The following is a 12,973-nucleotide window of genomic DNA, read 5'->3' as shown; positions in this document are numbered from 1 at the left end:
CTTAGCTGGCTGCGGTGGCTTCGTCTTCGTCTTTGATGCCGAGCCAGCCGTAGCCCTTGTCTTCCAGTTCCAGGGCCAGTTCACGGCCGCCGGACTTGATGATGCGGCCACCGGCCAGGACGTGGACGTGGTCCGGCACGATGTGGTTCAGCAGGCGCTGGTAGTGGGTCACCATCAAAATGGCGCGATCGTCTGAGCGCAGGGCGTTGACGCCGTCGGAGACAACTTTCAGGGCGTCGATGTCGAGGCCGGAGTCGGTCTCGTCCAGAATCGCCAGCTTCGGCTGCAGCAGCAGCGCCTGCATGATCTCGTTACGCTTCTTCTCGCCACCGGAGAAGCCCTCGTTCACCCCCCGCTTGAGGAAGGACGGGTCCAGGTCGACCTGCTTCGACACCTGCTTGGCCAGCTTCATGAACTCGGCGGCGTTCAGTTCTTCCTCGCCGCGATGCGTGCGCATGGCGTTCACCGCGGTACGCAGGAACTGCAGGTTGCTGACCCCGGGGATCTCCACCGGGTACTGGAAGGCCAGGAAGATGCCTTCCCGGGCGCGGTCTTCGGTTTCCTGCTCCAGCAGGTTCTCGCCGTTGAGCAGAACCTCGCCCTTGGTGACTTCAAACGCCTCGTTGCCTGCCAGCACCTGGGACAGGGTGCTCTTGCCGGAGCCGTTGGGGCCCATGATGGCGTGGACTTCCCCGGCCTTGATCTCCAGGTTGATGCCCTTGAGGATTTCTTTGCCCTCAACGGAAGCGTGCAGGTTCTTGATGCTCAGCATGCGTCGGATTCTCTCTCGTTAATCTGTCTGAATTCTGTCTGGCCGGTGGTGACTGCCGGCCCGTCTCGCCCTGTTAACCTACGGAGCCTTCCAGGCTTACCTCGAGCAGCTTGCCGGCCTCGACCGCAAACTCCATCGGCAGCTCCTTGAACACTTCCTTGCAGAAGCCGTTCACGATCATGGAGACCGCCTGCTCCGGGTCGATGCCGCGCTGACGGCAGAGGAACATCTGCTCGTCACTGACCTTGGAGGTGGTGGCCTCGTGCTCCACGATGGCGGACTTGTTCTGGCTCTCGATGTACGGGAAGGTGTGGGCCGCACAGCGGTCGCCAATCAGCAGCGAATCGCACTGGGTGAAGTTGCGGGCGCCCTCGGCCCCGGGGCTGAACTTGACCAGGCCGCGATAGGCGTTGCTGCTGCGGCCGGCGGAAATGCCCTTGGAGATGATGGTGCTGGTGGTGTTCTTGCCCAGGTGGACCATCTTGGTGCCGGTGTCCGCCTGCTGGTAGTTGTGGGTCAGGGCCACGGAGTAGAACTCGCCGACACTGTTGTCGCCACGGAGCACGCAGCTGGGGTACTTCCAGGTGATGGCGGAGCCGGTTTCCACCTGGGTCCAGGATACCTTGGAGTTCTTGCCGATGCAGGCGGCGCGCTTGGTGACGAAGTTGTAGATGCCGCCCTTGCCGTTTTCATCGCCCGGGTACCAGTTCTGCACAGTGGAGTACTTGATCTGGGCGTTGTCCAGCGCCACCAGCTCGACCACGGCGGCGTGCAGCTGGTTCTCGTCCCGCATGGGCGCGGTGCAGCCTTCCAGGTAGCTGACGTAGCTGTCGTCGTCGGCGACGATCAGGGTGCGCTCGAACTGCCCGGTGTTGGCGGCGTTGATGCGGAAATAGGTGGACAGCTCCAGCGGGCAGCGAACCCCTTTCGGGATGTAGACGAAGGAGCCGTCGGAGAACACCGCCGAGTTGAGGGCGGCGAAGTAGTTGTCACCGGCTGGCACCACGCTGCCCAGGTATTTCTGCACCAGTTCCGGGTATTTCTGCACCGCTTCGGAGATCGGGCAGAAGATCACCCCGGCCTCGGCCAGCTGATCCTTGAAGGTGGTGGCCACGGACACCGAGTCGAACACCGCATCCACCGCCACGCCGGCCAGCTTGGCGCGCTCGTGCAGGGGGATGCCCAGCTTCTCGTAGGTCTTCAGCAGCTCCGGATCCACCTCGTCCAGGCTCTGGGGCATGTCCTCTTTCTTCTTGGGCGCGGAATAGTAGGAAATGTCGTTGTAGTTGACTTTCGGAAAGTCCACGTGGGCCCAGTTCGGCTCGTCCATCTCCAGCCAGCGACGGTAGGCTTTCAGGCGCCACTCCAGCATGAACTCCGGCTCGTTTTTGATCGCCGACAGCCGGCGGATGACATCTTCATTGAGACCGGGCTCGAAGGTGTCGGCTTCAATCTCGGTTACGAACCCGTGTTCGTATTCCCGTTTGATCAGCTCGTTCACCTGTCTGTCGGTGTTCGCCATGATCGTCGCTCCGTATTCTTTCTCATCAGGGGTCTTGCGACCCGGGTAGCGGATACCGGACCTGGAATCGGTATCGGCGGATATCAGTTTGGGTGTCGCAGCGGTCGTTCGGCCGGTGATGTAGGGCCGGTTTCGCCGCGCGATCGATTATTGGATAACGGATTCCCTGTCGTCGTTGCAGCTGCGCTAAGCCTGCTTGGCTGTTGAAAAAAGCAGGGAAACCCAATCCTCTGGCGAGTGATTGTACAATATCAGACCAAAATAGTCAGGTATTATTGTCCAACGGGTTGCGGGGCCTCGGCGCCGGGCGATTATACCGTAATGCGGGGGGTGGGCACCAAGGGTGCTGATCAGCGATTGGTGGGAGAGAATCGGCTATTGGTCGCGGCGGTAGAGTGGTTCAATGTCCGTGGAATAACTGACGCCCACCAGCTTCCAGGCGTCCCGGGGCCGGTAGAAGGTGAAGGTCCAGGCAATGGCGGCGGTCTCGAACTTCTGCAGCCAGGTTTCGCGATGGAAATCGTCGCCGATGGTTTCCGTCCGGACATGGCTGGCGGCAAGCGGGGCGCCGACCCGCTCATTGACCCGCTCGAAGTAGTCGGCCGCCTCGGTGGCGGACTGGTCGTAGGGCTCGGCAGCCACCCCCAGGTGGGGGCGCAGTTGCCGGTAGGCGGCCTGGATCTCGTTGTCGATCACCTGGGCCATGAAGGCCTCGGTGTGCCGGTGAACGCCGGTTTTGTCCGACAGGGTGCCGTCCGCCACGGCAGCGTTGGGCACGAACAGGGCAAGCAACACGATCAGAAACAGGCGCACGAATCAGTTCTCCGGTGTCAGGTGTCGGGTCAAAAAACTGTGGACCAGTGGTTCGGGGGTGCCTTCGGGCCGGGGCAGTCGCACCGTATAGCCACTGCCTGGGGCATAGTCTAGCGCCTGGCCATCGAGGGTTTCCATGGCGTCTGTCGCAAAGCGGAGGTTGCCCCCCGGTGTGATCAGTTCCAGGGGATCAGCCACCGCAAAGCGGTTCTTCACCTCCACCGTCAGGGTGCGGTCACAGGCTCCAATGATGCGCCCCACCACCTGTTGACTGCCCTGCAGGGACGAGCCCTGCTCGTAGAGCTGGTATTCCTGGGGTAGGTGGCGACGCAGGAAGCCCTCGGTGTAGCCCCGGTGGGACAGCGCTTCCAGCTCATCCATTTGGCCCATGTCGAAGGGAAGCCCCGCCACCGCGCGGTCGATGGCCCGCCGATAGACCTGGGTGGTGCGGGCCACGTAGTAGGGACTCTTGGTGCGACCCTCGATCTTCAGCGAGTGGACCCCCATCCGGCACAGGGCCTCGACGTGCTGGACCGCCCGCAGGTCCCGGGAGTTCATGATGTAGCTGCCGTGTTCATCCTCGTAGGCGGGGATGAAGCTGCCGGGGCGGTTGGGTTCCTCCAGCAGGATGGCCGGATCGTTGGTGGAGGTCTCCTCCCCATGAACCGGAATCAGGTCGCCGGTGTCGTCCCGCTGGTGCTTCACCTCGCGATAGTTCCAGCGGCAGGCATTGGTGCAGGTGCCCTGGTTGGCGTCCCGGTGGTTCATGTAGCCGGACAGCAGGCAGCGGCTGGAGTAGGCCATGCACAGGGCGCCGTGGACAAACACCTCCAGTTCCATCTGTGGCACCCGCTCGCGGATCTCGGCCATTTCCTCCAGGGCCAGCTCCCGCGACAGGATCACCCGGCGGATGCCCTGGCGACGCCAGAACTCCACCGTGGCCCAGTTTACCGCGTTGGCCTGTACCGACAGGTGGATGGGCTGGCCCGGCCAGCGTTCCCGCACCAGCATGATCAGGCCCGGGTCGGACATGATCAGGGCGTCCGGGGCCAGTTCGATCGCCGGCGCCAGGTCATCCAGGAAGGTGCGGACCTTGGCGTTGTGGGGCGCGATGTTGGAGACCAGGTAGAACTGGCGGTTGAGCCGGTGGGCCCGGTCGATGCCTTCAGCCAGGGAGGCCACGGATTTGAAGCTGTTGTTGCGGGCCCGCAGCGAGTAGCGGGGCTGGCCGGCATAGACGGCGTCGGCGCCGTAAGCCAGGGCGGTGTCGAGGTGGTCGAGGGTGCCGGCGGGGGCCAGCAGTTCTGGGCGGAACATGGGGTCTCCGGGGGTTGCCGAAAAGAAGGTGTCAGTAAAAGGCGGCCAGTTTGCCTGTACCGACCGCGGGATGGTTTGACGAGGCTCAAGGTTGCCCGGGATATGTTCGGCTAACATCTGTACGCTGAAGTTCGGGTGCGGAGGAGGAATCCATGGCGAGCGAGGCGCTTGGGGCAATGGTGTTGGCGATGCTGGAATTCTTGCGCAGCACCGGGTACAGCCATGACGAGGTGGCGAGAATGGCGGCCTTGCCCCGGGACCAGTTGCAACACAACGGAGCCGGGCTGTCGCCGTCCCAGCTGCAGCAGCTGTGGTGGCTGATCCAGCAACGCCTGGCGACCTCCCTGAGTCTGGGATTGAGGGTGCGCCCGTTGATCCTGGCGGAACTGGAGCGTGGGCGAGTGCGTGTGGAGGCCATTGCCGCCCAGCTGCACATGAGCCGGCACACGCTCTACAAGCGCCTGAAGGCCGAGAACCTCACATTCGCCGGGATCCTGGAAGAGGTCCGCCGGGAACAGGCACTGGTTTACCTACAGGATTCCCGGCGGCCGATGGCGGAGATTGCCGACCGCCTGGGCTTCTCGGAACTGAGCGCCTTCAGCCGGGCCTTCAAGCGCTGGATGGGCTGCTCGCCGGCGGAGTTCCGGGCTGGGGCTCTGGCCACCCAGGGTTAGCCTTTTAAGCAGGCTGTTCCGCCACAAAACGGATCACGTCCGCCACCGTGGCCAGCCGCTCTGCCTGTTCGTCGGTTACCTCCAGCCCAAACCGCTCCTCCAGCGTCATGGTCAGCTCCACCAGGTCCAGCGAATCCGCACCCAGGTCATCCACCAGCCTGGAAGTGGGGCATAGGGAATCCGGGGTTACCGCCAAGTGTTCTGCGATCATCTCGATGACCTGCTGCTGGCTATCGCTCATTGGTTTTCTCCATAGTTTTCAAAGATCAGGGTGGCGTTGGTGCCGCCAAAACCGAAGCTGTTGCTCATCACTCGCCGTAAAGGCCGGGTCTTCAGACCGTCGCGAATGATGGGATAGCCTTCGGCATCGGGGTCCAGGTGTTCGATGTGGGCCGACGGGGTGATGAAGCCGTGCTGCAGCATCACCAGGCTGTAGATGGCCTCGTGCACCCCGGCCGCCCCCAGGGCATGGCCGCTGAGTGGCTTGGTGGAGCTCAGCGCCGGCATGTCCGGGCCAAAGACTTCGCGGATGGCGGCCAGCTCGGTGATGTCGCCGGCGGGGGTGCTGGTGCCGTGGGTGTTGATGTAGTCGACGGGGCCCCGCACGTTGGTCAGGGCCTGCCGCATGCAGCGCATGGCACCTTCGCCGCTGGGGGCCACCATATCGACGCCGTCGGAGGTGGCGCCGAAGCCCACCAGCTCGGCAAGGATGGGGGCGCCGCGGGCCTGGGCGTGCTCCAGGGCTTCCAGTACCAGTACACCGCCGCCGCCGGAGATGACAAACCCGTCCCGGTCCCGGTCGTAGGTTCGGGAGGCGGTGGCCGGGGTGTCGTTATAGCGGGTGGACAGGGCGCCCATGGCGTCGAACAGCAGGCTGAGGGTCCAGTGGATATCCTCGCCACCGCCGGCAAACATCACATCCTGTTCGCCGGAGGCAATCAGGGCACGGCTGTGGCCGATGCAATGGGCAGTGGTGGCGCAGGCCGAGGTAATGCTGTAGTTGACCCCGCGAATGCCATAGGCGGTGGCGAGAGAGGCGTTGATGGCACTGCCCATGGTGCGGGGCACCCGGTAGGGCCCGACGCGCCGCAGCCCCTTGCTGCGGTGGGTGTCGATGGCGTCCATCAGTTCCACCGTGGAGGCGCCGCCGGTGCCCATCACCAGTCCGGTGCGATCGGACGCCAGTATCTGGTCGGGCACCCTGGCCTGCGCGATCGCTTCCTGCATCGCAAGATAGGCGTAGCCTGCGGCGGGGCACATGAATCGCCACAGCTTGCGTTCGATCCGTTCACTCGGGTCCAGGTGGATCTGGCCGCTGATCTGACTGCGCAGGCCGGCATCCTGGGCCTGCTGACTAAACCCTATGCCCGAGCGAACTTCGCGAAGTGACTGGGTGACCTGGTAGAGGTTATTCCCCAGGCTTGAGACGATGCCCATCCCGGTGACAACAACACGACGCATGGCGTTTGCTCCCTTAAAAGTCATCCGTTGAAGTGAACAGTCCGACCCGCAGATCTCTGGCGGTGTAGATGTCGCGACCATCCACCTGCACCCGGCCATCGGCAATGGCCATGGTGAGCTTGCGACAGATAATGCGTTTGATGTCGAGCCGGTAGCGAACCGTATGGTTCTCCGGCAGCACCTGACCGAAGAACTTGACCTCGCCGGCCCCCAGGGCCCGCCCCTTGCCATCGCCCCCGCTCCAGGCCAGGTAGAACCCCAGTAACTGCCACAGGGCATCCAGGCCCAGACAGCCGGGCATCACCGGATCGTCCTGAAAGTGGCAGTCGAAGAACCAGAGATCCGGTGTGATCTCCAGTTCCGCGTCCAGTACGCCGCGGTCGTAACAGCCGCCGCTGGCGTCTATCCGGTTGATCCGGTCAACCATCAGCATGGGCTCCTTGGGCAGGCGCATGGCGCCGGGGAACAGCGCGCCCTGGCTGCAGGCCACGAGGTCGGGTTTGTCATACTGGTTCATCGGCATCATGGTCGATCTCCGTGGGTAAGTAGGTGGTTTGACTGTAACCCGGCTGATGCTCAACCCCGTTGACCGGTGGTTGTCGAAGATTGACCGATGGTTGAACAAGCTCGCGGTTTGACGGTCATCAATGCCCGGCACCGAGGGCCGGCGTAACTTGGACACATGAATTCTGATGACGTGGGGAGGATCGTCTGATGCAAGTGCAGAACGAGTGGGGCGAGATGAGATGGAAAGGTAGACGCCTGCGAGTCACCTTGCGACGTCACCTGGAGCACCCCGTGTGGAAGGTCTGGGGGATGCTGACGGATTCGGCCTGCTTGCCACTCTGGCTGGCGCCTGGGCAGATGGAGCCGAGATTCGGCGGGCGGGTGCAGATCGCCTTTGCCAACAGTGGCACGCCGATCGACTCGGTACTGACCGCCTACGACCCCGGTCGCGAGCTGGCCTATTCCTGGAGCAACGGGGACGGTTCGCTCCGACCGCTGTGCTGGACCCTCACCGCCCTGCCGGAAGGCTGCACCGACCTGCGCCTGGAGCTCAACCTACCGGAGGGTGACCGGCTGGCCACCTCCTGCGCGGGGTGGGACGCCCACCTGGAAATGCTGGTCGCCGCCCTGGAAGGGATTGCCATTCACTTTCCTCGATCCCGCTTTCGGGAGGCCCGGGTTGCCTTCGCCGGCATGGCATCGTTGTTGGGGGCTTGTGAGGTGGCCTGAAGGCGCCCCGGGCACAGCGAGCACCGGGGAGGAACGCCCGCCTTATCCCGGCCGTCCGTCCGGCCGGGGGCTGGCCAGGATGCCGGTGTAACGGATCAGGAAGAGGATAAAGGCCAGTTCCCACAGCAGGGTGGCGGTGCCGATGCCCGGGGGCCAGGGGAGCAGCCCGAGGGCCGTCGCCACGCGGATGACGGCAGCCAGGTGAAGGGCCAGGAAGGCGGTGACCATGCCGCGGGGCAAGCTCAGGGGACGACCGGTATGGCCCAGGGCAACCCGGGCGATGACGCCGAGGATCATGCAGGCAATGGCGCCGGTGCCGGCGGCGTGGAGCCAGGCATTGGCGGGCCAGTTCAGCCACAGGTGGGCGGCGAACAGTCCCAGGGCAACCGGTACCCAGGCCATGGACAGGTGCAGCATCCACACCAGTGGTTCCCAACGGCTTCTCCAGCCCTGCCAGACGGCCAGTCTGGTCAGCGCCAGTAACGCGGCGAGGGTGGCGACCGGTGCCGCAAGCGCGGGCAGTTCCAGCACCCCGGCGAACAGCAGCAACAGCAGGGCCAGCACACTGGCCAGGTCAAGGGCGGGGAGGGTCCGCACCGAGTCCGGGTTCCCGCCAGTTTGCCGTAGCCAGTTACGGGTGAAGGCCGGTGTGATGCGTCCACCGATAATGGTAATCAGCGCCAGCGCCATGATCACCGCACCCTGAAGATACTCCGCGTCGAAGGTGGTCACGAAACCGGTCTGCATCGCCCACATCAGGCCCAGTACCAGCAGGATCATGAACTGCCGCTTCTGCCGCGCCTGCCAGATGCGCCAGCCGGCGTCCACCATTACCAGGGGCAGGAACGACAGGTTCACTCCCTGCACCAGCCAGAACGGCAGGTCACCGCCGAACGCCAGTAACAGCCGCCCTGCCAGCCATACGCCCCACAACAGCGCCAGTCTGGGGCCGTGGGTGCGGGTGGTCTGGGTCCAGACACACACCGCCGTCAGCAGGAAGCCGGCGATGGCGGCGGACAGGAAGCCAAACAGCATCTCATGCTGATGCCAGAACAGGCCGGGCCGCGCGGTGGGAAATGACAGGGAACCGGTTACCACCAGGACCCAGGCCGGAATGGCGAGCACGGCCAGCAGGGCCATGGACAGGAAGAATATCCGGAAGGGGTAGGCAAACAACTGCGCTATGGACGGCGACACTGTCGCTTGGGCGGTGGGTATTGCCTGCATTGACGATCTCCCTTCATTCGCTCGAGGGCCATGGCGGCGGTGTTATAAGTAATACGGTAAATGAATCTTTTTCCGGGTGATATACCCGAGAGGGGGTAGATAGGCATACAATGCGGGCCCCAGTCACCGGTTACGGAGTGCCCGATGAGCCTTTACCTGGTTATCAAGTCCATCCACATGCTCACCGCTTACCTCACCGTCACCCTGTTTGCGTTGCGCCTGCTGCTGGATGCGGTGGGCCGGCCGGGCTGGCGGCAGGGACCACTGCGTTGGCTGCCCCATGCCAACGACACGGTGCTGTTGCTGGCGGCCATCGGCCTGGTGGTGGTCACCGGCTGGATGCCGTTCGTCCATCACTGGCTGACGGCCAAGGTGCTGTTGCTGGTGGGGTACATCGTGGCCGGGGTGTTCGCGCTGAAACCGACGGTCCGCACACCGGTGCGAGTGTTGGCCGCGGTGCTGGCGCTGGGGCAGGTATCGCTGATCCTGCACCTGGCAATGACCAAGCCGCTGTTGTTTGCTGCCTAGTGTCCCCCGCGATCAGGAGGGGTGTCCCGTCTGGTTAACGAGTCCAGACGGGCGTGCGGGCTGGTGTCAGCTCGGGGAGAACAGAATCCACAACACCAGCAGCAGGTTACCCAGCAGCGACAGCGTGGCCAGGAACCGCCAGCGGTCATTGGGAATCCGGTCCACCAGGGGTTCGGCGCCGGCCGGTAGCAGCTTGGGGTTGGGGTGTTCCAGGTCGTGCAGGAACTCGGACAGGGCCGGGTACCGGTCCTGGGGTTTCAGGGCCACGGCCTTCTCCAGGCAGGCGTCCAGCCACTTGGGCAGGTCCGGGTTGACCAGCCGGGCACTGCGGTACTTCAGCCGGTTGCGCACCGAGGGCTTGGGCTCCCTGGCGTAAGGCAACTGGCCGGTGAGCATCTCGTAGGCGATCACCCCGAGCGCATAGCGGTCGGAGGCCGGTGTGGACAGGTCCCCCTCCAGACATTCCGGCGCCGCATAGCTGGCCGTACCCAGGTAGTTGTCCCGATCCCAGGGTACATCGATTTCCTCAATGCCGCGAATCCGCACCGACCCCAGGTCGATGATCTTCACCGTGCCATCGCCGTCAATCACAATGTTCTCCGGTTTCAGGTCTTGGTGGATCATCTCCAGGCGGTGCAGGGCGCGCAGACCGGAGGCGATCTGGCGGACGATGTTGCGCACCTCCGCCGGCTTGGGCAGCGGGTGATCGTTCATCCACTCCCGCAAAGTGGGACCGCTGACGAACTCGGTCAGGCAATACAGGCATTGGCGGTTCTGGGGCGGGTCGATGGACTTGACCACATGGGCATTGTTGATGCGCTTGGCGACCCAGGCCTCGGTCATGAAGCGGTCGATGTAGCCGGGATCGTCGAGATAGTTGGGGGATGGTGTCTTGAGAATCACCGGGTCGCCACCGTCCACCGGGTTGGCCATGTAGACCTGGGTGCGACTGCTGGCGTGGATCTCGCGCACGATGCGGTAGCCATCCAGGACCTGGCCGGGCTCCAGCGGCGGCGGGAAGGGCAGGGCCGACAGGCGCTCGTAATGGGATTCCAGGTCCTCCGCCGGCAGGTGGTCCACGGCAATCACCTGGGCGCTGAGGTTGTCGATGCTGCCCTGGTCATAGGCGGTGGTCACCAGCAGCTCCGCTGCGGTTTCCGGGTCGTCCTCCTGCAGGCACTGCCGCAGGGTCTGGGGGGAGAGGGTGCCGTGCACGCCGTCGGTGGTCAGCACCAGCCGGTCGCCGGATTCCAGCCGCACCCGACAGACATCGATCTCCACGTTCAGCTCCACCCCCATGGCGCGGGCCAGGGCCTCTTTGTCGGCGCCGACCAGGATGTGGTGGTCGCGGGTCAGGCAGTCCAGGTCGTTGTTGCGCAGCAGGTACACCCGGCTGTCGCCCACGTGGAAGATGTAGGCGCGGTTGTTCTTGATCACCACGCCGCTGAAGGTGCACACCATGCCCCGGGCGTCGCCGTGGCTGGCGTGGCCGCGGCCATGCAACCAGCGGTTGAGCGCTCCCAGGACCCGGCTGGCGGCGGTTTCCACCGTCCAGGAATCCGGGGTGCTGTAATAATCGTGAAGGAAGCCCTTCACGCAGGTTTCTGCCGCCTCCCGACCAGCCTGGGAGGCGCTGACGCCGTCGGCGATAACGGCGCACACGCCCTTGAGGGCCAGCGCTTCCCCTTCGGGATAGCGGGCCCCCAGGCTGTCCTGGTTTTCAGGCTTGCGGCCAGCAATGCTGTGCTGGCCGAGCCGAAGCAACAGGCTTTCGCTCATGAGACCTCAATCATCCGTACGGAACCGTCCGGCATGACTTCGCTGGTTTGCGGGCTGGGTTCATCCATAAAGATACCCACCAGGGCGAGAATCGCGAGCGCGAAGATGCCCAGCACCACGAAGAACATGGCCGGAGACACCAGCGACAGCACCAGCAGGAACACCACGCCCCCCACGTTGCCATAGGCACCGGCCATACCCGCGACCTGACCGGTGAGACGACGCTTGACCAGCGGGACCGAGGCATAGACCGCACCACAACCGGCCTGGACGAACACGGAGCAGAACAGCACCAGCAGCACCGCCAGGGCCAGCGGCCATTCGCTGTTGATCTGGCTCATCAGCAGGTAGCCAGCGGCGATGCCCGCCAGGGTGATCAGGGTGGTCAGCTTACGGCCGATCTTGTCTGCCACGTAACCGCCGCCGGGGCGGCCGAACAGGTTCATCAGGGCGAAGCTGCCGCCCAGCATGCCGGCCAGCACCGGCGAGATCTCGAAGGTGTCCAGGAAGTACAGCGGCAGCATGGAGACCACCGCCAGCTCGGAGCCAAAGGCCGCCATGTAGGTCAGGTTGAGCAGGGCCACCTGCTTGAACGAGTAACGGTCAAATTCCGGCACCGGCTTGCTGAAGATGTGGCCGTTGACCTGCCAGATGCGCAGCAGCTGGAACGCCAGCATCAGGAAGACCACGCCGTAGAGAATGTAGGTGGTGGTCTCGCCCAGCATGCCCAGCTTGGTTGGGCCCAGTTTCCAGACGATCAGCGCCAGGGCGATGGACAGCGGCAGGTTCATCAGCACGTACAGAAAGAAGTCGCCCTTGCTGGTGACCTCCATGGCGCCGCCCTTCTTGGGCTTGAAGTAGGTGGAGCCCTTCGGGGTGTCGCGCACCATGGCGTAGAACACCGCGGCGTAGGCAATGGCGATCAGGCCGGTGGTGCCCACGGCACAGCGCCAGCCGTCGTCACCGCCAAAGAACAGTGCCAGGGTGGGCAGGGACAGGCCGGCAAAGGCCGCCCCAAAGTTACCCCAGCCGCCGTAGATGCCTTCGGCGAAACCCACTTCGCGGGCCGGGTACCATTCGCTGATCAGGCGGATGCCGACCACGAAACCGGCGCCGACAAAGCCCAGCAGGAAGCGGCTGATGGCCAGCTGTTCAAAGGTATCTGCCATGGCGAAGCCCAGACAGATGACCCCGGAGACCACCAGTACAATCGAATAAACCTTGCGCGGCCCAAGGGCGTCGACCAGCATCCCGATCAGGATGCGCGCGGGAATGGTCAGGGCCACGTTCAGCAGCAACAGGGTGTTCACCTCGGAATCGCTGAGGCCGAACTGTTCCCGGATGGCGACCATCAGAGGCGCGTGGTTGAACCACACCAGGAAGGTGATGAAGAAAGCCATCCAGCTTAGGTGGAGAATCCGGGTTTTCCCCTCAAACGAGAAAAACCGGAAGGATTGTTCGTTCATAGCTCAGCCCTACCTTAAAGTTGAACATCCGGTCGGTTGCAGGGTGCCGAGGGAAAGCAGGCTGGGGCGGCAATGCCTCACTATGGGGCGGAAGGCTCGTCAGGGGTTCTGACGACCGGGCGCTGGCCAGCGTCTCCTTTCCTTCAGCAGTGACGCCTTTGCCAGCAGCCGTATTCGG

Annotated in this window: 13 protein-coding genes; 3 read left to right on the top strand and 10 right to left on the bottom strand. The window is 64.0% G+C overall.

What is annotated here, in order from left to right; genetic code table 11:
* Position 1: 1 nt before the first annotated feature.
* From sufC to yegQ, 4 genes are all read right to left on the bottom strand, one after another.
* Positions 2-772 (bottom strand): Fe-S cluster assembly ATPase SufC, encoded by a 771-nt coding sequence (gene sufC / locus R3175_RS05325; RefSeq protein WP_318942837.1) that lies wholly within the window; start codon positions 770-772, stop codon positions 2-4.
* A gap of 73 nt (positions 773-845) precedes the next feature.
* Positions 846-2,294, bottom strand: a complete 1,449-nt coding sequence (gene sufB, locus R3175_RS05320) for a Fe-S cluster assembly protein SufB (protein ID WP_318942836.1) — start codon at positions 2,292-2,294, stop codon at positions 846-848.
* Positions 2,295-2,669: 375 nt separating this feature from the next.
* Complete coding sequence (locus R3175_RS05315; RefSeq protein WP_318942835.1) at positions 2,670-3,107, bottom strand: hypothetical protein; 438 nt, start codon at positions 3,105-3,107, stop codon at positions 2,670-2,672.
* Positions 3,108-3,110: 3 nt separating this feature from the next.
* Positions 3,111-4,424 carry a tRNA 5-hydroxyuridine modification protein YegQ gene (yegQ, locus tag R3175_RS05310; RefSeq protein ID WP_318942834.1) on the bottom strand — a complete coding sequence of 438 codons (1,314 nt, stop codon included), beginning with the start codon at positions 4,422-4,424 and terminating at the stop codon, positions 3,111-3,113.
* A 152-nt stretch (positions 4,425-4,576) separates the two neighbouring features.
* On the opposite strand from yegQ, the gene R3175_RS05305 reads away from it, so the two are divergent.
* Positions 4,577-5,098 carry a helix-turn-helix transcriptional regulator gene (locus R3175_RS05305; RefSeq protein WP_318942833.1) on the top strand — a complete coding sequence of 174 codons (522 nt, stop codon included), beginning with the start codon at positions 4,577-4,579 and terminating at the stop codon, positions 5,096-5,098.
* Between the two features lie 4 nt (positions 5,099-5,102).
* Here the strand turns inward: R3175_RS05305 and acpP are convergent, their stop codons facing one another.
* From acpP to fabA, 3 genes are read right to left on the bottom strand one after another with little or no spacing between them, the layout of a single operon-like run.
* Positions 5,103-5,339, bottom strand: coding sequence for an acyl carrier protein (gene acpP / locus R3175_RS05300; protein WP_318942832.1), 237 nt, complete (start codon positions 5,337-5,339; stop codon positions 5,103-5,105).
* Entirely contained in the window at positions 5,336-6,559 is a 1,224-nt protein-coding gene (gene fabB, locus R3175_RS05295) for a beta-ketoacyl-ACP synthase I (RefSeq protein WP_318942831.1), read from the bottom strand. The genes acpP and fabB overlap by 4 nt, the downstream gene beginning before the upstream one ends.
* 13 nt (positions 6,560-6,572) lie before the next feature.
* Positions 6,573-7,085, bottom strand: a complete 513-nt coding sequence (fabA, locus tag R3175_RS05290; protein WP_318942830.1) for a bifunctional 3-hydroxydecanoyl-ACP dehydratase/trans-2-decenoyl-ACP isomerase — start codon at positions 7,083-7,085, stop codon at positions 6,573-6,575.
* 188 nt (positions 7,086-7,273) lie between these two features.
* Between fabA and R3175_RS05285 the strand changes: the two genes are divergently transcribed.
* Positions 7,274-7,795, top strand: a complete 522-nt coding sequence (locus R3175_RS05285) for an SRPBCC domain-containing protein (RefSeq protein WP_318942829.1) — start codon at positions 7,274-7,276, stop codon at positions 7,793-7,795.
* 42 nt (positions 7,796-7,837) lie between these two features.
* Here the strand turns inward: R3175_RS05285 and R3175_RS05280 are convergent, their stop codons facing one another.
* A complete protein-coding gene (locus R3175_RS05280; RefSeq protein ID WP_318942828.1) occupies positions 7,838-9,022 on the bottom strand; it encodes an NnrS family protein in 1,185 nt (394 codons plus the stop codon).
* Positions 9,023-9,166: 144 nt separating this feature from the next.
* On the opposite strand from R3175_RS05280, the gene R3175_RS05275 reads away from it, so the two are divergent.
* Positions 9,167-9,550: a SirB2 family protein gene (locus R3175_RS05275; RefSeq protein ID WP_318942827.1), complete on the top strand. Its 384-nt coding sequence runs from the start codon at positions 9,167-9,169 to the stop codon at positions 9,548-9,550.
* A 66-nt stretch (positions 9,551-9,616) separates the two neighbouring features.
* Here R3175_RS05275 and R3175_RS05270 read toward each other — a convergent pair whose 3' ends face one another.
* Positions 9,617-11,329, bottom strand: coding sequence for a protein kinase domain-containing protein (locus R3175_RS05270; RefSeq protein WP_318942826.1), 1,713 nt, complete (start codon positions 11,327-11,329; stop codon positions 9,617-9,619).
* Positions 11,326-12,795, bottom strand: a complete 1,470-nt coding sequence (locus tag R3175_RS05265) for a NarK family nitrate/nitrite MFS transporter (RefSeq protein WP_318942825.1) — start codon at positions 12,793-12,795, stop codon at positions 11,326-11,328. Before R3175_RS05265 ends, R3175_RS05270 begins: the two co-directional genes overlap by 4 nt.
* Between the last annotated feature and the right edge of the window lie 178 nt (positions 12,796-12,973).

The organism is Marinobacter sp. (assembly GCF_033722735.1).
GTDB lineage: Bacteria > Pseudomonadota > Gammaproteobacteria > Pseudomonadales > Oleiphilaceae > Marinobacter.
The sequence above is the reverse complement of the archived record's forward strand: the minus strand, read 5'-3'. Positions and strand labels throughout refer to the sequence as shown.